Raw genomic sequence first — 26146 nt, forward strand, 5'->3', positions numbered from 1 at the left:
GGTGCGCCGGCCGCGCCCGCCTCGTCCGCAAGCGCGTCGCCTGCTGTCGCCTCCAACGCGATCGTGTCGCCTGCGCCCGCAGACGGCCATTGGATCGGGCAAATATTCAAGGCGCTCGGACTGGACCATGAGAGCGGCTTGCTTAAGCATTGGGGCCGAAGCGACGTCGGTTCGCCGCCCCACCTGTCAGCGGTGCACTCCGAAGGCGCGGAACAGACCCACTTGGCCGATTCGCTCAAAAGCGTGCTGCTGCAGCTGGCCGCGGCCGAAGACGTGCCGGAAAGCTTTAAAGAGGCGGCGAAGCAAGCTGTGCAGCATATTACGGGTCAACAGCTGCTGCTCAGCTCCGACCGCTCGGCGCCGTTTTCCCACATCACCTTGTTCGTCCCGCTGCAGGGGCCGGACGGCGGGCAGACGGCTTCGATCCATATTCAATCGCGAAAGAGCGGGAACGGCGCGCTGGACCCTGACAACTGCCGGCTCGTATTCGACTTGCGGATGAAATCGCTGGGCAATACGATGGTCGATGTTCAGGTCGTGGACCGGATCGTCAGCTTGCACGTACGCAATGACCTGCCGTTTTTGCAGGAGCTGCTGGACAGTCACCGCGATGAAATCGCGGCCGGAATGACTTCCATCGGCTACCAGTTTATTTCGATGAAGTACAGCGCCTACCCGGTCCCGACGTCCGAAGCGTCCCCAGGCTCGGATGTTCTGCAAACGCCGCGAACGGAAGCCGCCGCAGAAACGGGATACATTCCAAAACGTTATAAGGGCGTGGATTACCGGATATGAAGGACGACCAAGCTTACAACAAAGGAAACCGTCACCCGTCCCCGGCCGCCGCGTCCATGAAAAAAGCGGTCGCGCTCAAATATTTGCCGGACCAGCCCGGTGCGCCGAAGGTTGTCGCCAAAGGAAGCGGGCGCACTGCCGAGACCATCATCAATAAAGCGAAGGAGAGCGGCGTGCCATTGCAGGAGGACGCCTCTTTGGTCGAAGTGCTGTCGAAGCTCGACCTGGATCAGGAGATTCCTCCGGAGCTGTATGAGCTGGTAGCGGAAGTGCTCAGCTTCATCTACCGGTCCGATCAGCGGGCCGGGTTGCGGGGGGACGGGCGATGAACGAACGACAGCTTCCCCGTAGCCGCGTATCTCGCAGACAGCTGGGGACGGCCGGCGAGCAAGCTGCCGAAAATTATGTGATCGGGCAGGGGTATGTCGTCTTGGCCCGCAATTGGCGCTGCCGCACCGGCGAGCTCGATCTGGTCGCGCTGGAGGGGGAGACGCTGGTGTTTATCGAAGTGCGAACCCGTTCAGCCGGCTCGGTCTCCTTCGGCACGCCGCAGGAATCCGTCGATCCGCGAAAGCGCAGGAAAGTGCTGGAAACCGCCCGAGTATACGTACATCAGCACCGGCTTCACGACCGGCAAATTCGCTTCGATGTCATAGCGGTTGTGGCGGACGAGCAGGGCGTTCCGATTCATATAGAGCTGATACAAGGCGCCTTTTAGGCGTCTATTTGTCATGCTGCAGAAGTTTTTCATGACGAACAGCAGCCTGCCGGCCAGACCTTCAGCCAAAGATTAAGGTTGCCAAAGTCAGGCCAGGAAGAGCGCGCTCGCTCATCACTGAATGCCTGACACCGATGTTAGGGAGTATGATGGCACTGTGCTGACGTCGCGGACGTGGTGATAGATTTTGCAGAAAATACAACATTTTGCCTATGATTTGAACAAGAGAGAAGAAAATCATGCATTTCGTACAACATTTTGGCACGATCGGCATAAAAATCCGCTGAAAATCGTCCGAAATTTTGCACAAAATGCAACATTGCTCCTCAATTGCAGGCTTATTCCCAAGTTTTGTTGTACAAAATACAACATATCCTGTCCTGCATGCGTAGTGTCAGGATCATCTTGTACCTAGCGAGGCCCTGAGGAGCCCTGCATATCCCATATAACCGGATCGCCCTGGTTAACGGTCGGCGGATCGCTTCGGATCACCGGATAACTCGGGGTTGGCGGATCGCCTCGGATCACCGGATAACTCGGGTCGGCGGATCGCTTCGGATCACCGGATAACTCGGGGTCGGCGGATCGCGTCGGATCACCGGATAACTCGGGGTCGGCGGATCGCGTCGGATCACCGGATAACTCGGGTCGGTGGATCGCGTCGGATCACCGGATAACTCGGGTCGGTGGATCGCGCCGGATCACCGGATAACTCGGGGTCGGCGGATCGCGTCGGATCACCGGATAACTCGGGGTCGGCGGATCGCGCCGGATCACCGGACACCTCCGGATCACCGGCTACCTCCGAGCAACTTCGGAACAACCGCATAACTTTGGACACATGATCTGCTGTTTCATTCAGGCGCGGCCCCTCCTGTCCAGTACCCGGTACTGCAGCGCTTCCGCCACATGCTCCGGGAGAATCGTCTCGCTTCCGGCGAGATCGGCGATGGTCCGGGCAATCTTGATGATCCGGTCGTGGGCCCGCAGGCTCAGGCCCAGGCGGGCAAACGAATCCTGCAGCAGTCCGGCCGCTTCCCGCGACAGCGCGGCGTGCTCCCGCAGCATTTTGCCGGCCAGCTCGCTGTTGAAGGAGATGCCGATCGTTCGGTATCTGTGCTGCTGGATGCGGTGAGCCGATTCGACGGCAGCGCGCATTTCGGCGGACGACAGGGGGGCTTGGGCAGGCATCAGCTCATGGTAAGCGGAGCGCGGCACTTCGACCTGCAGGTCGATGCGATCGAGCAACGGGCCGGACATTTTCGAGCGGTATCTGGAGAGCTGGGCCGGGCTGCACAAGCATTCCCTGCCTTCCGTCTGCGCCCCGAGCCAGCCGCAGGGACAAGGATTCATCGAGGCCGCGAGCAAAAAATGCGCCGGGAACGTATACGTTGTCCTCGCCCGGCTGATCGTCACGACACGGTCCTCCATCGGCTGCCTCAGCGCTTCCAGCGCGACGCGGGAAAACTCCGGCAGCTCGTCCAGGAACAAAATGCCGCGATGCGCGAGGCTGACCTCCCCCGGCTTCGGAACGCTCCCTCCTCCGATCAGCCCTGCGGCGGAGATGGAGTGATGAGGGGAGCGAAAAGGTCTTTCCCGCACGAGCCGACAGCGATCGGCGAATTTGCCCGAAGCGCTGTAGATTTTCGTCACCTCGATCGATTCGTTCTCCCCGAGCGGGGGCATGATCGTCGGCAGCCGCTTGGCGAGCATTGTTTTGCCGGTGCCGGGCGGGCCGATCAGCAAAATGTTGTGCATCCCTGCGGCGCTGATCGTCATCGCTCTCTTGGCATGCAGCTGGCCTAACACATCGGCATAATCGTCCTGCGAGGCGCGGGCGGAAGCCGCTCCCGCGGCGCTTCGGGGCGAGGCCTCTCCGGCGCCGTCCGGCTTCTGCGGAAAGCCGGCCTTCAGCTCGCTCAGATGTGCGATCGGCCAAACCTCGTAGCCGCTGAGCAGCCGCGCCTCTTCCTCGTTGCCCTTGGGGACGATCACTTTGGAGAGCCCCATGGACCGGGCGGCGGTCATCATCGAGAGCACGCCGGCGACCGGCCGAACCGAGCCGTCCAGCGCCAGCTCGCCGATCAGCAAAATCTTCTCCAGCCCTTCGCAGTGCCATTGCCCGCTCGTCAGTAAAATGCCCGCGGCGATGGCCAGATCGAAGGAGGCTCCTTCCTTCCGCACATCGGCGGGAGCGAGGTTGACGGTAATCCGCTGCAGCGGAAAAGCGTACCCGCAATTTTTGATGGCGGCGCGCACCCGCTCCATCGATTCCTTGATGGCGCTGTCGGGCAGGCCGACGATATTCATTTGCGGCAATCCGTTGCTCAGATCGACCTCCACCTCGACCCGCTTGCCTTCCACGCCGTGCAGGCAGGCGCTGATCAGCTTTCCGTACATAGCAAAAAACACCTTCCCCCTGATCGTTAATGTCATCAAGGCAAAGGTGCTTCCTTATGCGCTCATATTCGGTTGGACTCTTATGACGAGCGATTCTCTCATCATCGGCCCGTCCCCTTCGGTGTTGAAAATTCAGCGTGCGAATATCGCCGAATTTTCGGGACAATCCTTCGCGATGCATTTCGCGGATAAATCCTATTATAAGGTATGAATGCCGACGATGACAACCGGTTTTGCCAGACTTGAGGGATAAAATATCCAATTTCGGTTAAACTAGGCATCGAGGTGATAATGATGCAAAATAAACCGTATTTTTGTCCGAACTGCCGTTCGAACCGGATCAAATTCAGCGTCATCTCCAGCTACTCGCAATATTTTTTGAAAGATGCGGTTACCGGCGAGATTCGCGAATTCGGCGACCAGCGGCCCATCGAGGACAGCGAGCCGACGATTCAATGCCTGGTGTGCAATTTCGCCGGCAACGAGCTCCGCTTCGTCAAGCAGGCGGAACGCGAGCCGCGGACCGTGACGCCGACGAATCCGACGTATATGTAAGCCGGCACCGGTCACGCTTATAGACGGCGCATTTTTTCCGATACACGAGGGAAGGATGCGCTTTTGTTTTGCCCAAGGCAGTGCGGGCCGGCCGCTCCGAAAAGGATTTGTTGTAGATTCTATAAAAAATATTAATTGCTTTTTCGGGCAGCTTCGCAGAAAAAATAAGGAAAGTGTCGACAAAAAGTGTTACAATGATATAGGCTTGCATTCGCTTTTTTGGACATGCAGGCGTTTTTTCGCGCATGGAAGCATGCGGGCGAAAGCCAATTCGCGGTTTGCGGTTGGGGCCGGCCTTCAGGCCGATCGGCCCTGATTGATATAGCAAGCTACACTGATAGGAGGATTTTGCTGAATGAATATCCATGAATATCAAGGCAAAGAAGTGCTTAAACAGTACGGGGTAACCGTACCGGAAGGAAAGGTGGCTTTCTCGGCGGACGAAGCGGTGGAAGCGGCGAAGGCGCTCGGCACTCCGGTCGTTGTCGTTAAAGCGCAGATTCATGCCGGCGGACGCGGCAAGGCAGGCGGCGTCAAGATTGCCAAGAGCCTTGACGAAGTTCGCGCTTACGCGCAGGAATTGCTGGGCAAAGTCCTCGTTACTCATCAGACGGGTCCGGAAGGCAAGGAAGTGAAGCGCCTTCTGATTGAGGCCGGCTGCGATATCAAGAAGGAATACTATGTCGGCGTTGTCGTGGACCGCGCTACAGGCCGCGTCGTTATGATGGCGTCGGAAGAGGGCGGCACGGAGATCGAAGAAGTGGCCGCGCGCACGCCAGAGAAAATTTTCAAAGAAGTGATCGATCCGGCTGTCGGCCTGCAAGCGTTTCAGGCGCGAAAGCTGGCTTACTCCATTAACATCCCGACCGAGCTTGTAGGCAAAGCGGTGAAATTCATGACGGCGCTCTACAACGCTTTCGTTGACAAGGACTGCTCGATCGCCGAGATCAACCCGCTCGTCGTCACCGGCGACGGCAACGTCATGGCGCTTGACGCCAAGCTGAACTTCGACTCCAACGCGCTGTTCCGCCATAAGGACATTCTGGAGCTTCGCGACCTGGACGAGGAAGACGAGAAGGAAATTCAAGCATCCAAATTCGATCTGAGCTATATCGCGCTCGACGGCAACATCGGCTGCATGGTCAACGGCGCCGGCCTGGCCATGGCGACGATGGACATCATCAAATATTACGGCGGCGAGCCGGCCAACTTCCTCGACGTGGGCGGCGGCGCGACGAAAGAGAAAGTGACCGAAGCGTTCAAAATCATTTTGTCCGACGAGAACGTCAAGGGCATTTTCGTCAACATTTTCGGCGGCATCATGAAGTGCGACATCATCGCCGAGGGCGTCGTGGCAGCGGCCAAGGAGCTTGGTCTCAGCCGTCCGCTGGTCGTTCGTCTGGAAGGCACGAACGTGGAGCTGGGCAAGAAAATTTTGAACGAATCCGGCCTGAACATCGTCGCTGCCGACTCGATGGCGGACGGAGCGCAGAAGATCGTCGCTCTCGTAAAATAATTCGCTCATTCGCCTCGCAGGCGGCGGGCAACACTTGCTAGCGCATTACAATTTAACAGGGGATGTGAACGAGTAAGATGAGTATTTTGGTTAATAAAGATACAAAAGTCATTACGCAGAACATGACGGGCAAAACAGGCATGTTCCATACGCTGGGCGGCCTCGAGTACGGTACGCAGATGGTTGCCGGCGCAGTTCCGGGCAAAGGCGGCACGAGCGTCGATTTCAACCTGGAGAACGGGCAAAAGGTGACGCTGCCGGTTTACAACACGGTTCACGAAGCGAAGGAAGCGACCGGAGCGACGGCTTCCGTTATCTACGTTCCGCCGGCGTTCGCGGCCGATGCGATCATGGAAGCGGTCGATGCGGATCTGGATCTCGTCATCTGCATTACGGAAGGCATCCCGGTTCTTGACATGGTCAAGGTCAAGCGCTTTATGGAAGGCAAGAGAACCCGCCTGATCGGACCGAACTGCCCGGGGGTCATCACGCCGGGCGAGTGCAAAATCGGCATCATGCCGGGTTACATTCATACGCCGGGCCATGTCGGCGTCGTATCCCGCAGCGGAACGCTGACGTACGAAGCGGTTCATCAGCTGACGACGCGCGGCATCGGCCAATCCTCGGCCGTGGGCATCGGCGGCGACCCTGTCAAAGGCTCCGAGTTCATCGACATTTTGAAGCTGTTCAACGAAGACCCGGATACGTATGCGGTCATCATGATCGGCGAGATCGGCGGCTCCGCGGAAGAGGAAGCGGCCGAGTGGATTGCGGCGAACATGAAGAAGCCGGTCGTCGGCTTCATCGGCGGGCAAACGGCGCCTCCCGGCAAGCGAATGGGCCATGCCGGCGCCATCATCTCCGGCGGCAAAGGCACCGCCGCAGAGAAGGTCGCAACGATGGAGCGCTGCGGCATCCGCGTTGCTCCGACGCCTTCCGAGATGGGCTCCACTCTGGTGAAGGTGCTCGAGGAGCAAGGCTTGCTTGAGAAGTGCATCACCAACAAATCATAAAACTAAAATCAATTATAGTGGGCAAGAAGCCCCTTCCAAGGTCCTTGGCGGACTGCGGAAGGGGCTTTTTTTGCGATTTCGGCTGCGAAGGCATAGCATGAGATGGCGAATTGCCGCAAAGTTGTTTATACCCTAAGGAGTGATATATACTATATGGATAATCGAAGCATGCTGTTTGCTTTGCATCATATGGAAGGTGTTGGCTGGAAAACGATCTCGCTGCTCGTTCGGCAGCTTGAGCGTTTGCACGACATCGCACGGCTTGACGAGGAAGCGCTGGCCATGCGGTCCGGCCTGCCCCGCTCCAAGGCGCGAGCCGTCCGCGAGCAGCTGGCCCGGATGGGCGCCGGGGAAGTGGAGCGACTGGAGCAAAGCTATGCGAATGACGGCATCGGTTGGGTCACCGTATGGGACAAGGCGTATCCCCAGTGGCTAAAGCATACCGCGCAGCCGCCGTGGATTCTCTATTACCGGGGAAATTGGCAGCTGGCCCAGAAGCCGTGCCTGGCGATGGTCGGCACCCGTACGCCGACAGCCTACGGCAAGCTGACCGCGGAGCGGCTGGCCCGGGAAGTAGCGGAAGCGGGCCTGTGCGTCGTCAGCGGATTGGCCCGGGGCATCGACAGCGCCGCGCACACGGGGGCGCTGAGCGGGCCGGGCGGGACGATCGCCGTGCTCGGATGCAGCATCGACGTTGTTTATCCGCCCGAGAATAAGCCGCTGTACCGGCAAATTTCCGAGCGAGGGCTGCTCCTCTCGGAGTACCCGCGGCGGACGAAGGCGCATCCCGGCCTGTTTCCGCAGCGCAACCGCATCATTGCCGGGCTCAGTCTGGGCGTTGTCGTCGTCGAGGCGGCCGAGAAGAGCGGCTCGCTCATTACGGCCGATCTCGCCTTGGAGAATTCGCGCGACGTGTTCGCCGTTCCCGGGCCGATCAGCTCGCCCAAGAGCCGGGGGGCGCTGAGGCTGATTCAGCAGGGCGCCAAGCTCGTTGCAGGCGCGGAGGATATTTTGGAGGAATACGCGCGCTGGATATCGATGGACGGTATGGCACACATTAAGCATACGGCGGATGAGCCGGGGCTTACCCGCGATCAGCAAACCGTCGTTGAATTGCTGGAGCACGGTCCGATGTCCGTCGACGAACTGCTGGCCCGCACCCAATTTACGTTTGGACATTTGCACTCAGTTCTGATACATTTACTAATGATTAAACGTATTGTTGAACTACCCGGTTCTGTATACTCCGTACCGTAATTGGAATATACGTTACATATATTCATCGTCGAAAGGGGAAGGACGCCTATGGCCGATTCATTAGTCATTGTGGAGTCGCCCGCCAAAGCCAAAACGATAGGCAAATATTTGGGCAGCAAATATATCGTCAAAGCGTCGATGGGTCATATCCGCGATTTGCCGAAAAGCCAGATGGGAGTAGAGATTCGCAACAACTTCGAACCGAAATACATCACCATCCGCGGGAAAGGCTCCGTGCTCAAAGAGCTGAAGGATGCCAGCAAAAAGGTTAAGAAAGTATATCTCGCGGCGGACCCCGATCGCGAAGGCGAAGCGATTGCCTGGCACCTTGCCCATTATCTGGAACTGCCGCAAAACGAAGCGTGCCGCGTCGTATTTAACGAAATTACGAAGCAGGCGGTCAAGGACGCCTTCAAGTCTCCGAGACGCATTAACCAGGATTTGGTCAACGCCCAGCAGGCCCGCCGCATTCTCGACCGGCTCGTAGGCTACAAGATCAGCCCGCTGCTGTGGAAAAAGGTCAAGAAGGGGCTCTCCGCCGGCCGGGTCCAATCCGTCGCGGTGAAGCTGATCTGCGATCGGGAGAACGAGATCAAGGCGTTCGTGCCGGAAGAATATTGGTCGATCACGGCGAAGCTGGCTAGCGGCAAGACGGACTTCGAAGCGAAGTTCTACAGCATCGGCGACAAGAAGGAGCTGCACAACCAGCAGGAAGTAGACGAGGTGCTCGCCGTGCTGGACAAAGCGTCTTTCGTTGTGCGAGACGTGAAAGAGAAGGAGCGGCTAAGAAACCCCGCTCCGCCGTTCATCACGAGCTCCCTGCAGCAGGAGGCGGCCCGCAAGCTCAACTTCCGCGCGGCCAAAACGATGTCCGTCGCCCAGCAGCTGTATGAAGGGATCGATATCGGCAGCGAGGGCACGGTCGGTCTTATCACGTACATGCGTACAGACTCGACGCGAATATCGCCGGTTGCCCAGGAAGAAGCGAAGGAATACATCATCGGCAAATACGGGGCGTCCTATTATCCCGAAACGCCGCGCAATTATGTCCGAAAGAACGCCAACGCCCAGGACGCGCACGAAGCGATCCGGCCGAGCTCGGTGCTTCGCGACCCCGACTCGATCAAAGGGTATTTGTCCCGTGACCAATACCGGCTGTACCGCCTCATTTGGGAGCGGTTCGTAGCGAGCCAGATGGCGTCCGCCGTTCTCGACACGATGACGGTCGACATTGCGGCAGACAGCGTGCTGCTGCGGGCCGTCGGCTCGAAAGTGAAATTTCCGGGCTTTATGAAGGTATATGTGGAAGGCAACGACGACGCAGCGCCCGATGCCGGGGACGAGGAGAAGCTGCTGCCTCCGATGAAGCCTGGCGACAAGGTGAGCGCGAAGCAGATCGATCCGAAGCAGCACTTTACCCAGCCGCCTCCAAGATATACAGAAGCGCGGCTCGTCAAGGCGCTGGAGGAGATGGGCATCGGCCGTCCGAGCACCTATGCGCCGACGCTGGAGACGATCCAAAAGCGCGGTTACGTGGCGATTGAGGAGAAGAAGTTTGTTCCGACCGAGCTTGGCGAGCTGGTCATTCAGCAAATGGCCGAGTTTTTTCCGGAAATTCTTGACGTCGAATTTACCGCGCATATGGAAGAGGAGCTGGATCACGTCGAGGAAGGCAAGGAAGACTGGGTGCAGGTGCTGAACGAATTTTACAAATCGTTCGAGAAGCGGCTCGAAGTCGCCGAGGAAGAGATGGAGAAAGTCGAAATCCAGGACGAAGTGTCCGACGAGATTTGCGAGAAGTGCGGTCGACATTTCGTCTATAAGATGGGGCGGTTCGGCAAATTCCTCGCCTGTTCGGGCTTCCCGGAATGCCGCAATACGAAGCCGATCATCAAGGATACGGGCGTAACGTGTCCGAACTGCCAGCAGGGCAAAATCATCGAGCGGCGCAGCAAAAAAGGGCGGCTGTTCTATGGGTGCGACCGCTATCCGGAGTGCGAATTCGTCTCCTGGGATAAACCGGTCGAGACGCCTTGCCCAAAGTGCGGCTCGCTGCAGGTGGAGAAGCGCAACAAATCCGGTACGTTCGTGCAGTGCACGAAATGCGATCACCGGGTGGAAGTCGAGGATCAGAAGGACTGACTTAAGGCGTCAGCCTTCATAAGAAAGCAGGTTGTCGTTGGGAGTGAACGTTCGTGGAACCGTCCAAAGTAACCGTGATCGGCGCCGGCCTGGCGGGCAGCGAAGCTGCATGGCAGATCGCCTCGCAAGGGGTGCCGGTTACCCTGTATGAAATGCGCCCGGTCAGAAAGACGCCGGCGCACATCACCGACAAATTCGCCGAGCTGGTCTGCAGCAACTCGCTGCGGGCCAACGGCTTGACCAATGCAGTAGGCGTGCTCAAGGAAGAGATGCGCCTTATGAATTCGCTGATTTTGCGCTGTGCGGACAAGCATGCCGTCCCGGCCGGAGGAGCGCTTGCAGTCGATCGCGACGGCTTCTCCGGAGAGGTCACCGACATGCTGCGCAGCCATCCGCTTATCGAGGTGCGCAATGAGGAAATCACCGATATCCCCGCAGGGATCGCGGTCATTGCCACCGGGCCGCTCACTTCGCCCGCGCTGTCGGACAAGATCAAGGCGCTTCTCGGCGAAGAGTATTTCTACTTCTACGATGCCGCCGCGCCGATCGTCGAGAAGGAGTCCATCGATATGGACAAGGTGTTCCTCGCTTCCCGTTATGACAAAGGGGAAGCCGCCTATTTGAACTGCCCCATGACGGAGGAAGAGTTCGAAGCTTTCTATGAGGCCTTGATAACGGCGGAAGCGGCGCCGATCAAAGATTTCGAGAAGGAAATATACTTCGAGGGCTGCATGCCGATCGAGGTGATGGCAAGGCGGGGCAAGCAGACGGTGCTGTTCGGTCCGATGAAGCCCGTCGGCCTGGTCGACCCGCGGACGGGCCGGCAGCCTCACGCCGTCGTTCAGCTTCGCCAGGACAACGCCGCCGGGACGCTGTACAATCTCGTCGGGTTCCAGACGCACTTGAAGTGGGGCGAGCAGAAGCGGGTATTCTCGATGATTCCGGGATTGGAAAACGCCGAATTCGTGCGGTACGGCGTCATGCACCGCAATACGTTCATCAATTCGCCGAAGCTGCTGAAGGCGACGTACCAGTTCCGCGCAAGGGACGACCTGTTCTTCGCCGGCCAGATGACCGGCGTCGAGGGCTACGTGGAATCGGCGGCGTCGGGCCTGATCGCTGGCATCAATGCCGCGCGGCTGGCGCGGGGCCTCGAGCCCTTGGTGCTTCCCGAGGACACGGCGCTCGGCAGCATGGCGCAGTATATTACGACGGCCGATTTTAGGCATTTTCAACCGATGAACGCGAATTTCGGGCTGTTTCCGCCGTTGGATGAGAAAATCAGGAACAAGAAGCTGAAGAACGAAAAGATCGCCCGGCGCGCAATTGAGAAAATTCAGAATTTTTCACAAAAGCTATACAATTCTTCTTGTCATTGAAACAGTTGCTGTGTTACTATAATTATGTTTTAAGGGGTCCGCTGCTCAGATCCCGTTTTTTGTTTTTACAGGTTTTGACCTCCATAGAACGATTAATTCGGAACTAAGCGGGAACGGCTTAGTTTTTCTGCTAGATAAGTCCAATGGGCGCATGGGCCCCGAATGGGAGGAAACAATCCGATGGAACCGCGTATGGACCAATCGTTTCATGCCACAACGATCTTTGCCATCCGTCATCAGGGGCGGGGGGCGATCGCCGGAGACGGGCAGGTAACGTTCGGCAACAGCATGGTGATGAAGCACTCCGCCAAGAAGGTGCGCAGGCTGTACCGCGGCCAAGTGCTTGCCGGGTTTGCCGGATCTGTCGCCGATGCGATCACGCTGTTCGAGAAATTCGAGGGCAAGCTGGAGGAGCATCATGGCCAGCTGCAGCGGGCTGCCGTGGAGCTAGCCAAGGAGTGGCGCTCCGACCGCGTGCTTCGCCGGCTGGAGGCGATGATGATCGTGATGGATAAAAGCGGCATGCTGCTTATTTCCGGGACGGGCGAAATCATCGAGCCGGACGACGGCATTCTGGCGATCGGTTCCGGCGGAAGCTTCGCGCTGGCGGCAGGACGGGCTTTGCAGCGCTATGCGCCGAATATGAGCGCGAAGGAAATCGCTCACGCCGCGCTGACGATGGCGGCGGAAATTTGCGTGTACACCAACCATAACATCGTGCTCGAAGAGCTGGAGTAAACGTTAAGAGGAGGATGCGAGTCGTGAAGCACACTGCCTTAACTCCGAGAGAGATCGTAGCCGAGCTTGACAAATATATCGTAGGCCAGAAGATGGCCAAGAAATCGATGGCTGTCGCCTTGCGGAACCGCTATCGCCGCAGCTTGCTGGACGACGGAATCCGCGAGGAGATCGTCCCGAAAAATATTTTGATGATCGGGCCTACCGGCGTCGGCAAGACGGAGATCGCCAGGCGTCTGGCCAAGCTGGTGAACGCCCCTTTTATTAAGGTGGAGGCGACCAAGTTCACGGAGGTCGGCTATGTGGGCCGGGACGTCGAGTCGATGGTCAGAGATTTGGTGGAGACCTCGATTCGCATGGTGAAGGCCGAGAAGACGGAGCATGTCAAGGAGCGGGCCGCTCAGCTTGCGGAGGATCGCATTGCCGCGATTCTCGTGCCGAGCCCCGCGAAGCAGCGCGTGCAGCGCAATCCGCTGGAGATGCTGTTCGGCCAAGGCGGGCCAAATCAGCAGGAGCCGGAGCAGGAAACGGACGATGCGATATTGTCCAAGCGGCGGGAAATCAAGCAGCAGCTGCAGCGCGGCGAATTGGAAAATCAGGTGATCGAGATCGAAGTCGAGGACAATGCGCCTTCCATGTTCGATCTGCTGGCCGGCCAGGGCAATGAGCAGGCCGGCATGAATATGCAGGAGCTGTTCGGCAACTTGATGCCGCGCCGCCTTAAGAAGCGCAAGCTGCCGATCAAGGAAGCGCGCAAGGTGCTGCTGCAGGAGGAGGCGCAGAAGCTGCTCGATATGGATGAGGTCGTCCAGGAAGCGGTGAAGCGGGCCGAACAGTACGGCATGATTTTTATCGATGAGATCGACAAGATTTGCAGCTCCGGCCGGGGCAGCGGGCCTGACGTATCCCGGGAAGGGGTGCAGCGGGATATATTGCCGATCGTCGAAGGCTCGACCATTATGACCAAATACGGCCCCATCAAGACTGACTACATTTTGTTCGTCGCCGCGGGCGCCTTCCATATCGCCAAGCCGTCGGATCTCATTCCCGAGCTGCAGGGAAGATTCCCGATTCGGGTGGAGCTGAACAGTTTGACGCAGCAGGATTTCGTGCTCATTCTCAAGGAGCCGCAAAACGCGCTGACGAAGCAATATACGGCTTTGCTGGAAACGGAAGGGATCAAGGTCAGTTTCTCCGACGAAGCGATCGGCGAGATCGCCCGCATTGCCGCAGAAGTCAATCAGCATACAGATAATATCGGCGCGAGGCGCCTGCATACGATTTTGGAGAAGCTGCTGGAGGATTTGTCTTTCGAAGCGCCTGAAATTACATTGGAGCAATTCGTCATTACCCCCGAATACGTGCGGGAGAAGCTGTCGGATATCGCCCAAAATCGCGATCTGAGCCAATACATTTTGTAACATGGAACACAGATTCGCCTGAAGCGTTTCATATAACGGTCGGCGCGAAGCCGGCCGCCAATCCGGGAGGCTTTCGTTAAGATGACTTTGCTAATGAAAACAAGAAGGCTGAACAAGCTGCTGCAGAAGGAGGCGGGCAATCCCGTCAGCTTTGCCGATATGGCCAAAGTGCTGAGCGATATTCTCAATGCCGACATTTTCGTGGTCAGCCGGAAGGGGAAAGTGCTCGGTTGCGCATACGCCTCGCCTTCGCACAACGAAGTAATGAGCGGAACGGTGCTGCAGGAAAACCGGTTTCCGCAGGAATACAACCAGCGTCTGCTGAAGGTGGAGGAGACTTCCTCGAATCTGGAGACCGGCAGCGAATATGACGTTTTCGGGGAGCCGCTATCCGGCGAACCGCTCTTTATTACGATTGTGCCGATCATCGGCGGCGGAGAACGCTTGGGCACGCTCGTGCTGACAAGAAGCGGCGGCCGCTTCATCGACGACGATCTCATTTTGGCGGAGTATGGATCGACGGTCGTCGCCATGGAAATTTTGCGGGAAAAAGCGGAGCAGATCGAGATCGAAGCGCGCAGCAAGGCGGTGGTGCAGGTTGCCGTCGGCTCCTTGTCGTTCAGCGAGCTGGAGGCGGTGGAGCATATTTTCGAGCAGCTGGATGGGACGGAAGGGCTGCTTGTGGCCAGTAAAATCGCCGACCGCGTCGGCATCACCCGTTCGGTGATCGTCAATGCGCTGCGCAAGCTGGAAAGCGCGGGCGTGATCGAGACCCGGTCTTTAGGCATGAAAGGGACTTATATTCGGGTATTGAACGACCAGCTGCTGACAGGCATTCAAAATGCCAAATGAGCAGCGATCCATTTTGTAACATTCGAACAAAATTTCACAAAAAATATGAGAGAAGCCCTGTTTTTTACAAAACCAAAGTAAAATATAGGGCTTTTTTCTTATTGTAAAACTTTTCAATATTCGAGACTATATATATGGTTCTCATTTACTACAATATATTTTGCCTCTCGAAATTTTTTTAATAATTTGTCGAAGGAAGGAGGAATATAGACCCCCTTTGTTGAAGTACCTATTCACATTCGTGTAAGAAAGTGGGACTCTATCCATGGATATTTTCAACAAACCGGCTTTGCAGCTAGTAGAACGGTCTTTAGACGCAGCCGCATTGCGTCAGCGGGTCATAGCCGACAATGTGGCCAATGTCGACACCCCGAATTTCAAAAGATCGGAAGTCCAGTTTGAAGAACTACTCCGTCAGGAGATGAATGGGTCTCTCGTAGGTTATAGGACCGATCCAAGGCACATTCCAATCGGGGAACCGGGACTCGCCCTCCCTAGAGTCGTGCAAGATACTTCGACAATCGTCAACAACAATTTGAACAATGTCGATATCGATTACGAAATGTCGCTTATGGCCCTGAACCAGCTGCGCTACAATACGATGATCGAACAGGTCAGCGGCACTTTTAACAAGCTGAGAACATCAATCGGAGGGAGAGGGTAACCGATGAGACTGACCAACGCATTCGATATCAGCTCGTCCGCATTGACGGCCCAAAGATTCCGAATGGATGTCATTTCATCCAACATCGCCAATGCGGACTCGACAAGAGCCCGCATGGTGGACGGGCGGTGGGTGCCTTACCAGCGGAAGCTGGTGGCGATCGAGCCCAGGAAGCCGAGCTTCGCAGAGGCGCTGCAGGGCGCCGTAAACGGCCGTGCCGGGCAAGGCGTGCAGGTGGCGCGGGTTACCGAAGACCCATCGCCGTTCAAGCAAGTATACAATCCGACCCATCCGGATGCAGATGAGAACGGATTTGTCATGCTGCCGAATGTCGATGTGTTGAAGGAAATGGTCGATATGATCTCCGCCACCCGTTCTTACGAAGCGAACGTTACGGTGCTGAACGCATCGAAGGCGATGATCACGAAAGCACTTGAAATCGGCAAATAACCCGCGAATCATACAGGAAAGGAAGTCGGCCCATCATGATTGATCGAGTACATAACGTTGCCGTCGTCCCGTCGGTCTCTGACCAACCGGCCGGCAGGACGACTCCGGCCGAAGCGGCGGAAAGCTTCGGCAGCTTTTTGAAGGAAGCGATCGAGAATTTGAACGGGCAGCAAGCCTACGCAGAGCAATTGGGAGGACAATTCATTCGAGGAGAAGCGGTTGATGGGCATCAACTGAAGATTGCCGGAGAGAAGGCATCCCTCGGGCTGGAGCTGACGGTCCAAATCCGGAACAAGGTCGTCGAAGCCTATCAGGAAATTATGCGAACGCAACTCTGATTCAGGCGACAGATCAAGCTACGGCGACTCGGATGAGGTGAAACAGTGAACGAGAAAATCAGCCAGTATTGGAACCGCGCGACTCAATATTGGTCCCAGTTATCCAAAGCGCAAAAAGCGACCTTCATTTCCACTGTGATTCTGGTCATTCTTACGATTGCAGTAATTAGCTATAATTTTTCCAAAACGGAGTACGCACTAGCGTACACGGATCTGCAGCCCGGCGACGCAGCCGCCATCAAAGGTTATCTGGACAGCGCAGGCATTCCGTACCAGCTGAGCGAGGACGGCAAGAGCATCGGCGTTCCGCGCAGCGAAGTGGCTAATGTCAAGCTGGCGGTCGAATCCCAGGGCCTGAACAAGGGAAGCAATATCGGCTACGGGGCATTCAAAGAAAGCGGAACGTTCGGCATTACGGATCGCGAATTCGACGTGAAGTACGTAAACGCAATCCAAGGCGAGCTGCAGCAGCTGATCAATTCCAACAACGCGATCAGCGACTCCAAGGTGCTCATCAGCTTGCCGGAGAAGAGCGTCTTTCTGAAAGAAGCGGGAGCGGAGCAGGCGACGGCGTCGGTCGTGGTGAACATCAAGCCGGGCTACCAGCTCGATCAGGCGAAGGTCGATACGATGTATCATCTCGTGTCGCACAGCATCAAGGGGCTGCCTATCGAGAACATCACCATCTCCGACCAGGACGGCAACCCGCTTGAATATTCCAAGAGAAACGGCACGCTGAACAGCCCGTCCACGATTGCGGCGCAGCATTTTGAGATCAACAATCAGTTCAAAAACGATGTGCAGCGCAACGTTCAGCAGATGCTCGGCACGATTCTCGGCAAGGACAAGGTTATTGTCAGCGTGTTCTCAACCATGAACTTTGACCAGAGAAATACGAGGCAGCAGCTGGTCACCGCGCCCAATGAGGAAGAGCAGCGAGGGCTGGAAATTTCCTTGCAGGAAATCCAGAAGTCCTACAACAGCGACGGCGCAGGGGCGCCGGGCGGCATCGCGGGCACCGGCGGCACGGACGTGCCGGGATATCCGGGAATGAACAGCTCGGGAGCAGCCAACTCGGAGGAGTTGCAACGAACCGTCAATTACGAAGTGAACCGGATTACGAACGATATCGTGTCCACTCCGTACGTTGTGAAAGATTTGACCATTAACGTCGGCATTGAACCTCCTACTCCGGAAGATCCGACATCGCTCGCGCCGGAGACCATTCAGGCTGTGGAGCAAATTTTGGTCAACATCGTGCGCACGGCGCTCGCCGATAGCGGCCAGGAGCTGACGGAGGAAGAGCTGGAAAGGAAAGTATCGGTCTTCCCGCACAGCTTCGATCGGCCGGCTGAGTCGCAAGGCCTAGCGAATAACGCCATGCTGCTGTACGGCGGTTTGGGCGGACTCGCGCTTGCGCTGCTGGCAGGCGGCGGCTATTGGCTGATGAGAAGACGGAAAGCGCAGGAAGCGGCAGAGGACGATTTTATTGCAGATGCGCCTCAGCCTGAATTCCCGACGATCGACCTTGATAACGTGCCGAACGAAAATCAGGTCCGCAAGCAGTTGGAGCAGCTTGCGCGCAAAAAACCGGAGGAGTTCGTCAATTTGCTCCGCACATGGTTAGTAGAAGAATAAGAGGTGAGCTAATTGGCTAAGGTTCAGCAAACCGCGTTGACCGGGCGTCAGAAGGCCGCCATATTGCTCATCAGCTTGGGCCCTGAAGTGTCCGCGCAAATCTTCAAGCATTTGCGCGACGAAGAGATCGAACAGTTAACGCTGGAAATTGCAAACGTAAGGAAAGTTGATACTGCCGAGAAAGAAGCGATTTTAGCCGAATTTCATCAAATTTGCCTGGCCCAAGAGTACATATCGCAAGGGGGAATCGCGTACGCCAAGGAAATATTGGAGAAGGCGCTCGGTTCCCAGAAGGCTATCGACATTATTAACAAGCTGACGGCCACGCTTCAGGTCAGACCGTTCGATTTTGCAAGGAAGGCCGATCCGGCGCAAATATTGAACTTTATCCAGAACGAGAACTCGCAGACGATCGCGCTCGTGCTGTCTTATCTGCAGCCGGAGCAATCGTCGATCATCCTGTCGTCGCTGCCCCAGGAGAAGCAGGCGGATGTGGCCAAGCGGATCGCTCTGATGGACAGCACTTCGCCGGAAGTCATCAGCCAGGTGGAGCGCGTGCTGGAGCAGAAGCTGTCGGCAACCGTAACCCAGGATTATACGAGCGCCGGCGGCATCGCAGCGATCGTGCAAATCTTGAACGGCGTCGATCGCGGCACGGAGCGGACGATTCTGGATTCGCTCGAGATACAGGACCCCGAGCTTGCCGAGGAGATCAAGAAACGGATGTTCGTATTCGAGGACATCGTCAGCATCGACAACCGTTCGATCCAGCGCATCATTCGGGATATCGAGAACAGCGACCTGCAGCTGGCGCTCAAAGTGGCCAGCGAGGAAGTGCGGGATGCGATCTTCCGCAACATGTCCAAGCGGATGGCGGAAACCTTCAAGGAAGAGATGGAATATATGGGACCTGTCCGGTTGCGTGACGTCGAAGAGGCGCAAACTCGCATCGTTGCAACGATCCGCAGGCTGGAGGAATCGGGAGAAATTATTATAGCGCGCGGCGGAGGAGATGATATCGTTGTCTAACGTTATCAAGTACGCCCAGTATGTCCCGGTGAACGCTTCCAAGCTGGTCAAGCCGTCGCATCATCCCGTCGCTGCGGCGGAAGCGGACGGGCAGGAGCAGAGCCGCCCGCAAGGGCCGCCCGAGGAAGTGCTTGAGGCGCTCCGGATGAAAGAGCAAATATTGCAGGATGCCGAATCTTTTGCCGAGGAGCAGGTGCGCGCGGCAATGGAAGAGGCCGCAGCTATGCGCCAAAGAGCGCAGGAAGAGATCGAGCAGTGGTGGCAAGAGCGGCGCGAGCAGGATCGCGATCTCGTCAGCGAGGCCCGCGAAGAAGGTTTCCGCCAAGGCTATCAAGAGGGCAAGGAGCAGGCTGAAGCCGAGCTGCGGGAACGGTACAGCGACATGCTGCACAACGCGTCGGACATTTTGGAGCAATCCTATGTCATGAAGCAGCAGATCATTCAGGAGTCGGAACCGTTCCTGATTGAGCTGAGCTGCGCCATTGCCGAGAAAATCGTCGCCCGCCAGCTGACGATCGAGCCCGATTGGGTCATTGAGCTTGTCCGCAAAGTGCTTGCCCGGCGCAGGGAGAAGGGCGTCATAACGCTGTGCGTCGCTCCCCAGCATTTCAGCCATATTCAGGATGCGCGGGACGAGCTGCTGCTGCATATCGATTCCCAGGCGGAGCTGGCGATCATTCCGGACCCGACGGTGCGCGATCACGGCTGCGTCGTTCGTTCCTCGTTCGGCAGCATCGACGCGCGCATCGATACTCAGCTCAACGAGATCAAGAACTCGCTGCAGCAGCTAGCTGCCAGAAATGAGGGATAGCATGAGCGTCCGCATATCGGCAGCCAAATATATCGAGCAGTTGAGTCAAATCGATCCGATTCGCGTCAACGGCAAGGTAACGCAGGTGATTGGCCTAACCGTCGAATCGGAAGGGCCGGACGCCAGCATTGGGGACGTCTGCTACATATACCCGTTCAAATCGGACCAGCCGCTGAAGGCCGAGGTCGTCGGCTTCAAGAACAACAAGGTCATATTAATGCCGCTCGGAGAACTGCATTCGATCGGTCCTGGCTGCGATGTCGTCGGAACGGGCAGGCCGCTGACGGTGCAGGTAGGCCATGAGCTGCTCGGCAAAGTGCTCGACGGATTAGGACAGCCGCTCGATGGGTCTTTTCTCCCGGGTCGTTTGACGCAGTATTCGACGAACAACGTCCCGAGCAATCCGCTCAAGCGTCCGCGCGTCTCCGAGCCGATCAGCGTCGGCGTGCGCTGCATCGACGGTTTGCTGACGATCGGCAAAGGACAGCGCGTCGGCATTTTCGCCGGCTCGGGCGTCGGCAAGAGCACGCTGATGGGCATGATCGCGCGGGGCACCTCGGCGGACGTGAACGTGATCGCGCTGATCGGCGAACGCGGTAGAGAGGTGCTCGATTTCATCGAACGCGACTTGGGGCCCGAAGGCTTGGCGCGCTCCGTCGTCGTCGTCGCGACTTCGGACCAGCCGGCGCTCATCCGCATCAAGGGCGCGCTCATAGCTACCAGCATCGCCGAATATTTCCGCGACCGGGGCATGGACGTGATGCTGATGATGGATTCGGTCACCCGGTTCGCCATGGCCCAGCGGGAAGTCGGGCTTGCGGTCGGGGAACCGCCGGCTACGCGCGGTTATACGCCGTCCGTATTCGCCCTGCTGCCGAAGCTGCTGGAGCGTTCCGGGACCGGGCCGAAAGGCTCGATCACCGCGTTCTATACTGTGCTTGTCGACGGCGACGACATGAACGAGCCGATCGCCGATGCCGTTCGGGGTATTCTCGACGGGCATATCGTGCTCGACCGCAGCATCGCCAACCGCGGCCACTATCCGGCGATCGATGTGCTGTCGAGCGTGAGCCGGGTCATGAAAGAGATCGTGCCGAAAGAACAGCAATACGCCGCCGAAAATTTGAAGCGATTGTTATCTGTTTATAGAGATTCGGAGGATCTCATCAATATTGGGGCGTACCAGCCCGGCACCAATCCGGAAATCGATCGTTCCTTGGAGCATATCGAGAAAATCTGGGATTTCACAAGGCAGCGCGTGGACGAAAAAATGACGTACACGGACGCGAAGGAACGGTTAATTCAAGAATTTTACAAAGGATGAATGATGCCATGCGATTCCGCTATGCGTTTCAAAAGATCGTCGATTTGAAAGCCAGTGAAAAAACGCAAGCCGAATGGGTTCTGACGCAAGCGATCGGCAAGCTGCGGGCGGAGCAAACGACCTTATCCGAGCTCCATTCGGCGAAGGACGAGCTGCAGGAGAAGCTGTGTCAGGCTTCGGCGGGAACGGCAACGATCTCGGAGCTTAAGCTGCTGCAAAGCTTTGTCGATCATATCGACACACGCATCCATCGCAAGCATCAGGATGTGAAGGAAGCGGAGAACGAGGTGCAGCTGAAGCAGAGCGATCTGAACGGCAAGGCGATGGAGGAAAAGGTGTGGAGCAAGGCCAGGGAACGAGCTTTCGTCAAGTTTCAGACGCAGCTGCTGAAGAAAGAGCAGGAGCGGCTTGATGAAATGGCGACAAATCGTTACCGCCGGCCTTCCTGACGCGCCCGCTCCGTCCGGAGCTCGACATCCATTTTGTCCGGGAAGGGGGGAATGAAGCAATGGCTAGTCCAGATACAGAGCTGGAAAATACGCCGTCTTACGGGGCGATGGAGCGCTTTTTGATCTGGTTCCTCATTCCTTTCGTGTTTACGGCCGTGCTGCTCGGCGTTTTGCTGACGATTTTCGACTATGACGTGATGAACAGCGCGCTGCGGGCGGCGAATAAAATTCCTGTGATCCGGGCAATCGTCCCCGAGTCGAAGGACGGCGCGGGGGCACAGACGCAGGCCGGACCGTCTGACGGCGCAGCGGAAGGCAGCGCGCAGCAGGCAGAGACCGGCGCCGCCGAGACAGCGGCAGCCGACCCCAATGTGCGGCTGACCGAGCTCGAGGAGGAATTGAAGCAGGTGCGGTCGCTGCTCGAGCAGCGGGATCAGACGATCCGCGAGCTGCAGCTGGAAAACAGCACGTTGGAGGAAAAGATGAAATCCAAGCAGCTGACCGAGGACGAATACACCGAGCAAATTCGGCAGCTTGCAGGCATGTATGCCAAAATGACCCCCAGCAAGGCGGCGGCGATCATGGGCCATTTGACCCAGAGCGAGTTGGTGCTGGTGCTGAGCCAAATGGCGCCGGACGCGCGCATCAAAGTGCTGGAACGGATGGAACCGAAGCTGGCGGCCGACGCTTCGATTCAATTGAAGGATCAAAGCTCTGTCCGCGATATGGAGATCGCCGCTTTGCAGGAGAGGCTGAAGCAGATGGAAAGCGCGAACCAGAGCGCGGAACAGCAGAAGCTTACCCAAAGCGACCTGGGATCGACGTTTGCGGCCATGACACCGAAAAGTGCGGCAACGGTATTGCTGGAAATGCAAAATACGAGTCCCGATCAAGTCATTTCGATATTAAGCTCGATGGATACGGCCGGGCGTTCCCGCATCATGACCGCCATCTCCGAGCAGTCGAAGGAAACGGCCGCATTGATCTCGGCCAGGCTCGTACAATAAACCTGCATGAAAGGAGGTGAAACGATATGCAAATCGCACCACAACCGGCAGCGGGAGCAGCCTTGCTGACGACAGGGACCGTGAGCGGCCAGACTCAGCAGATGACGGTCGGAGGCGCAGGCAACGCCGCCGGCGGGTTTGCCGGAGCGCTGTACAGCTTCATGAGCATGGGCAGCGCCGGTCAAGCAGCCGCAACCGGCGAAGACACGCAGCCGGGCATCGCCCTGCTTCCGATGCTTGACCTGCTGCAGACAGCAGATCCGAACGCGGCAGAGCTGGCGTTCGCGCAGATCAGTCAGCAGCTTGAGGCGCTGCTCGGGCAGCTGCAGCAGATGGACCCGCAGACGGCGGAATCGTGGCTTAAGCAGGACGACGTCCAGTCGCTTCTGGCCGAGCTAGGCAAGCTGCTGGAGGAGCCCAACCTTGATCCGGCCGGCATCGCCCCGATCGCGGTTCAGGACGATCTTCCGCAAGCGGAGGAGCAGGAAACAGGCGATCCGGCAGAGGAACTGACCGAGCCGCTCGATCCGATGCTGTTCATGCCGATCGCGATCGCAGCGGTCGAAGCAGGCGACAACGGCAGCGACAACCTGCTCACCGACAGCGCGACTCGCGCCGTGAACGATATTCGGGACGTGCAGCGGCTGATCCGGGAAGCGCAGCTCAGGCTGCAGGCAGCAGCGGCGAACACATCCGTGCTGTCCGAGCAAGCTGGCGATATCGCCAAACCTTTGGCCGCCGCCCTGCAAACCACTATGCAGCGCATCATGGAGTCGGCATCGCAGGGAGCTGCAAATCGCCTCGCCGATCAAGCGGCTCTAGCGAGCGAGGCGGCACAACCGGCCGAGACGAGCCCGATCCAGCCGGCCCAAGCTTTGAAGCGGGCGGACAGCGCCGCGAAGGAGCCGCTCGTCGCCGTGCTGGCCAAACCGGTTTCGGCTTCATCGGCAAGTCAGCTGGAGCTGCTGGCAGTAAGGTCGGCCTTCGTTCCGCCGGCGATAACGGACCCGCAGGAGGAGGCTCCGCTGTTCCAGCCGCTGGATAGCGGACAGGCAGAGCAGGGAGAACCGGCAGCGGTGCCGATTCACGAGGTGCTGCGTCAAATGTCGTCCGGACAATGGACGGGCAAAACGCCCGTGCTGAGAATGCCGGCGCCGACGTTTACGGAAGACTTTGCCCGCTTCGTCGTTCAGTCGTTCTCTTTGAAGACGAACGCTGACGGCGTGACGGAAGCGAAAATTTCGCTGTACCCGCAGCATCTGGGCCAAGTGGAGGTCAAGCTGTCGATGCATAACGGCCAGTTGGTCGCCCAATTTGTAGCCGACAGCCTGACAGGCAAGGAGATGCTGGAGAGCCAGCTGGCGCAGCTGCGCACGACGCTGCAAAACCAGGGCATTCAGGTGGAAAAGCTGGATGTGACGCAAAGCTCCAGCCTTCAGTCGGGCTTGTTCCAGGAAGGACGGCAACAGCAGCCGCAGCAGCCGGGCAAGCAGCGCAAATCAAGCGGAAACGAGGCCGTTACCCTTGACGAAATAAGGGCGGAAGACATCGGCCAGGAACCGGGCCGCAGGCCGTCCGTTCAAGCGGGATCCATTGACCTTATGGCCTGATTCCGCAACTTCTTACATCAAGTCGGGGTGAGATCATGGCTGATTCCATCAGCACCGGAAATGTATGGCCCTATTATTCGAGCATCAACGTCCGGAAAGCCGGGAAACAAGAAACCGGCAATGCCAATCTGGGCAAAGACGAATTTCTTAAAATCTTGATCGCCCAGCTGAGCAACCAGGACCCGACGCAGCCGCTGGAGGACAGGGAGTTTATCGCCCAGATGGCGCAGTTTACCTCGGTCGAGCAGATGACGACCATCGCCTCCGAGATGAAGCTTCTCCGGCAGTCGATAGGCTTCGCCTCGAACCTGATCGGGAAAAGCATCGTCTGGGAAACGCGTGACGACGACGGGAATGTGGAGAAGCACAGCGGTATTGTCGATTCCATCTCGCTCAAGGATGGAAAGCAGTACGCCAATGTCGGCTCCTTGCAGGCTCTGCTGGAGGATATCGTGTCCATCGCCGAGGCGGCGCAGCAGGCGCCGGACCCGAGCGGCAGTACCGGGCAGCCGGACTCTGATGCTGCGCCGGGCGATCCCGTTCCTGACAACGGCGCAAGCGGATCGAACCATGAAGCAGGATCGGTCGATCCGGCTCCGGGCGATAGCGAAGCCAGCAGCGTTCCGGCAGGGGGAGAGGCTGCCGGAAGCGGCGCGGGCACGTCTGATCCGGAGGCGTCGCAATGAGCGAACGCATTACGGTAGGCAGCTTGTATCCTAATCGGATCGGACGGACGGCGGCCATAAGGCCGGAGCCTCCGAAGCAGCCCGCGCAGGGAACGGGCGGCACGTTCGAGCAGCTCTTGCAAAGTCAGCTCATTCGCTTCAGCCATCATGCGGAAGAGCGGCTGAAGCAGCGGGGCATTCACTTTCAGCCGGAGCAGCTGAGCAAGATCAGCACGGCGATCGACAAGGCCGCCACCAAAGGGGCCCGAGATTCGCTGATGCTGATGGGCGATATGGCGCTTATCGTCAATATCCAAAGCCGTACCGTCGTGACGGCCATTGACGGTGATTCGATGAAAGACAATGTGTTTACGCAGATTGATAGCGCCCTGGTCATTTCATAAGTCGAAATGATAGACCGGGAGAAGGGCCGGCCCGCCAAGCGGAAGCCCGACGGCTTGCGGATCGACTGAAGCAGCCGACAAGATCCTTTTTTAATGAATGGTGACATCATAAAACGGGAGGCAAGCACTCAATGCTAAGATCTCTTTATTCCGGCGTGTCCGGCATGAGAGGCTTCCAGACGAAGCTGGACGTCATCGGCAACAACATTGCCAACGTCAATACGATCGGGTTCAAGCAAGGCCGCGTCATGTTCAGCGACATCCTCAGCCAGACATCATCCGGCGTCACGCCTCCGGCAGCAGAAACCCAAGGCGGGATTAATGCGAAGCAGATCGGTCTCGGCGTCTCCATTGGCTCGATCGATACGGTACATACGCCCGGCAGCGCCATGACCACCTACAGAGCGACGGATTTGCGAATTGACGGCGACGGATTTTTCGCCATCAAGGCTAATCCGGATCAGGCAGAGCCTTACTTGACGAGAGCGGGCAATTTTACCGTGGATGCGGAGAACCAGCTCGTAACGGCGGACGGCATGTTCGTGATGTCGACCGATAACGAGATCATCGACCTCGACGAGCTGAACGATACCGTAACGTCGTTCTCGATTTCCCAATCCGGCGAAATTATAGTCACGGATGCGGCAGGCAACTCGGTGCAGACGGGCACATTCATCGCGGTCGTGAAGGTCCCGAACCCGGAAGGCCTGATGAAAATCGGCGGCAATCTGTACAAGCCGACGCCGAACTCCAACCCGGAGGAGATTGAGCTGGATGAAGCGCTCGCTAATAATCCCGCAACCGGTACAGGTGCTATCATTTCGGGCCAGCTGGAGATGTCCAATGTCGATCTGACAGCCGAGTTTACCGAGATGATCGTCGCTCAGCGCGGATTCCAAGCGAACTCGCGGATTATTACGACTTCCGACCAAATTCTTCAGGAAGTCGTCAACCTGAAAAATTAACCGTTA

General features: G+C 57.6%; 25 protein-coding genes and 1 pseudogene. 25 read left to right on the plus strand and 1 reads right to left on the minus strand.

The genetic code is table 11. The features are described from left to right. From F591_RS31875 to F591_RS0100015, 3 genes and pseudogenes are all read left to right on the plus strand, one after another. Nucleotides 1-795, plus strand: a pseudogene (locus F591_RS31875) (hypothetical protein); the annotation flags it as partial. After that, nucleotides 792-1124, plus strand: coding sequence for an EscU/YscU/HrcU family type III secretion system export apparatus switch protein (locus F591_RS0100010; RefSeq protein WP_019532515.1), 333 nt, complete (start codon nt 792-794; stop codon nt 1122-1124). The pseudogene F591_RS31875 and the gene F591_RS0100010, both read left to right, overlap by 4 nt. Continuing rightward, nucleotides 1121-1513: a YraN family protein gene (locus F591_RS0100015; protein WP_019532516.1), complete on the plus strand. Its 393-nt coding sequence runs from the start codon at nt 1121-1123 to the stop codon at nt 1511-1513. Before F591_RS0100010 ends, F591_RS0100015 begins: the two co-directional genes overlap by 4 nt. 858 nt (nt 1514-2371) lie before the next feature. On the opposite strand, the gene F591_RS0100020 is transcribed toward F591_RS0100015, so the two are convergent. Continuing rightward, complete coding sequence (locus tag F591_RS0100020; RefSeq protein ID WP_019532517.1) at nt 2372-3913, minus strand: YifB family Mg chelatase-like AAA ATPase; 1542 nt, start codon at nt 3911-3913, stop codon at nt 2372-2374. Nucleotides 3914-4207: 294 nt separating this feature from the next. Between F591_RS0100020 and F591_RS0100030 the strand changes: the two genes are divergently transcribed. The 22 genes from F591_RS0100030 (at nt 4208) to F591_RS0100135 (ending at nt 26140) form a co-directional block, all read left to right on the plus strand. After that, nucleotides 4208-4468 carry a hypothetical protein gene (locus F591_RS0100030; protein WP_019532519.1) on the plus strand — a complete coding sequence of 87 codons (261 nt, stop codon included), beginning with the start codon at nt 4208-4210 and terminating at the stop codon, nt 4466-4468. A gap of 355 nt (nt 4469-4823) precedes the next feature. After that, nucleotides 4824-5984, plus strand: coding sequence for an ADP-forming succinate--CoA ligase subunit beta (sucC, locus tag F591_RS0100035; protein ID WP_019532520.1), 1161 nt, complete (start codon nt 4824-4826; stop codon nt 5982-5984). 77 nt (nt 5985-6061) lie between these two features. After that, entirely contained in the window at nt 6062-6997 is a 936-nt protein-coding gene (gene sucD / locus F591_RS0100040) for a succinate--CoA ligase subunit alpha (protein WP_019532521.1), read from the plus strand. 153 nt (nt 6998-7150) lie between these two features. Then, nucleotides 7151-8254: a DNA-processing protein DprA gene (gene dprA, locus F591_RS0100045; protein WP_019532522.1), complete on the plus strand. Its 1104-nt coding sequence runs from the start codon at nt 7151-7153 to the stop codon at nt 8252-8254. 48 nt (nt 8255-8302) lie between these two features. Next, nucleotides 8303-10396 carry a type I DNA topoisomerase gene (gene topA, locus F591_RS0100050; RefSeq protein ID WP_019532523.1) on the plus strand — a complete coding sequence of 698 codons (2094 nt, stop codon included), beginning with the start codon at nt 8303-8305 and terminating at the stop codon, nt 10394-10396. A 53-nt stretch (nt 10397-10449) separates the two neighbouring features. Next, entirely contained in the window at nt 10450-11775 is a 1326-nt protein-coding gene (trmFO, locus tag F591_RS0100055) for an FADH(2)-oxidizing methylenetetrahydrofolate--tRNA-(uracil(54)-C(5))-methyltransferase TrmFO (protein ID WP_019532524.1), read from the plus strand. Nucleotides 11776-11967: 192 nt separating this feature from the next. Beyond that, nucleotides 11968-12513: an ATP-dependent protease subunit HslV gene (hslV, locus tag F591_RS0100060; RefSeq protein WP_026326263.1), complete on the plus strand. Its 546-nt coding sequence runs from the start codon at nt 11968-11970 to the stop codon at nt 12511-12513. 23 nt (nt 12514-12536) lie between these two features. Beyond that, nucleotides 12537-13934 (plus strand): ATP-dependent protease ATPase subunit HslU, encoded by a 1398-nt coding sequence (gene hslU, locus F591_RS0100065; RefSeq protein WP_019532526.1) that lies wholly within the window; start codon nt 12537-12539, stop codon nt 13932-13934. 81 nt (nt 13935-14015) lie between these two features. Next, the gene (gene codY, locus F591_RS0100070) at nt 14016-14786 is read left to right on the plus strand and encodes a GTP-sensing pleiotropic transcriptional regulator CodY (protein WP_026326264.1); all 771 of its coding nucleotides are present in this window, start codon (nt 14016-14018) and stop codon (nt 14784-14786) included. 265 nt (nt 14787-15051) lie between these two features. Next, nucleotides 15052-15450 (plus strand): flagellar basal body rod protein FlgB, encoded by a 399-nt coding sequence (gene flgB / locus F591_RS0100075; RefSeq protein WP_019532528.1) that lies wholly within the window; start codon nt 15052-15054, stop codon nt 15448-15450. Between the two features lie 3 nt (nt 15451-15453). Then, entirely contained in the window at nt 15454-15900 is a 447-nt protein-coding gene (gene flgC, locus F591_RS0100080) for a flagellar basal body rod protein FlgC (protein WP_019532529.1), read from the plus strand. Nucleotides 15901-15935: 35 nt separating this feature from the next. Then, nucleotides 15936-16238, plus strand: a complete 303-nt coding sequence (fliE, locus tag F591_RS0100085) for a flagellar hook-basal body complex protein FliE (protein WP_019532530.1) — start codon at nt 15936-15938, stop codon at nt 16236-16238. Nucleotides 16239-16283: 45 nt separating this feature from the next. Continuing rightward, entirely contained in the window at nt 16284-17876 is a 1593-nt protein-coding gene (gene fliF / locus F591_RS0100090; RefSeq protein ID WP_019532531.1) for a flagellar basal-body MS-ring/collar protein FliF, read from the plus strand. 12 nt (nt 17877-17888) lie between these two features. Then, nucleotides 17889-18905, plus strand: a complete 1017-nt coding sequence (gene fliG, locus F591_RS0100095) for a flagellar motor switch protein FliG (RefSeq protein WP_019532532.1) — start codon at nt 17889-17891, stop codon at nt 18903-18905. After that, nucleotides 18898-19716 carry a flagellar assembly protein FliH gene (gene fliH / locus F591_RS0100100; protein ID WP_019532533.1) on the plus strand — a complete coding sequence of 273 codons (819 nt, stop codon included), beginning with the start codon at nt 18898-18900 and terminating at the stop codon, nt 19714-19716. Before fliG ends, fliH begins: the two co-directional genes overlap by 8 nt. A gap of 1 nt (nt 19717) precedes the next feature. Continuing rightward, entirely contained in the window at nt 19718-21040 is a 1323-nt protein-coding gene (gene fliI / locus F591_RS0100105) for a flagellar protein export ATPase FliI (RefSeq protein ID WP_019532534.1), read from the plus strand. A gap of 8 nt (nt 21041-21048) precedes the next feature. Then, nucleotides 21049-21489 (plus strand): flagellar export protein FliJ, encoded by a 441-nt coding sequence (gene fliJ, locus F591_RS0100110; protein ID WP_019532535.1) that lies wholly within the window; start codon nt 21049-21051, stop codon nt 21487-21489. Between the two features lie 59 nt (nt 21490-21548). After that, a complete protein-coding gene (locus F591_RS0100115; RefSeq protein ID WP_019532536.1) occupies nt 21549-22496 on the plus strand; it encodes a MotE family protein in 948 nt (315 codons plus the stop codon). A 26-nt stretch (nt 22497-22522) separates the two neighbouring features. Further along, nucleotides 22523-24106, plus strand: coding sequence for a flagellar hook-length control protein FliK (locus F591_RS29330; RefSeq protein WP_019532537.1), 1584 nt, complete (start codon nt 22523-22525; stop codon nt 24104-24106). A 35-nt stretch (nt 24107-24141) separates the two neighbouring features. Beyond that, on the plus strand, nt 24142-24792 hold the full coding sequence (locus F591_RS27040; RefSeq protein WP_019532538.1) for a flagellar hook capping FlgD N-terminal domain-containing protein: 651 nt from the start codon (nt 24142-24144) through the stop codon (nt 24790-24792). Next, a complete protein-coding gene (locus F591_RS0100130) occupies nt 24789-25175 on the plus strand; it encodes a TIGR02530 family flagellar biosynthesis protein (protein ID WP_019532539.1) in 387 nt (128 codons plus the stop codon). Before F591_RS27040 ends, F591_RS0100130 begins: the two co-directional genes overlap by 4 nt. Before the next feature lie 131 nt (nt 25176-25306). Further along, complete coding sequence (locus F591_RS0100135; protein ID WP_019532540.1) at nt 25307-26140, plus strand: flagellar hook-basal body complex protein; 834 nt, start codon at nt 25307-25309, stop codon at nt 26138-26140. Nucleotides 26141-26146 lie beyond the last annotated feature (6 nt).

This window comes from Paenibacillus ginsengihumi DSM 21568, from assembly GCF_000380965.1.
Classification (GTDB): Bacteria; Bacillota; Bacilli; order Paenibacillales; family NBRC-103111; genus Paenibacillus_G; species Paenibacillus_G ginsengihumi.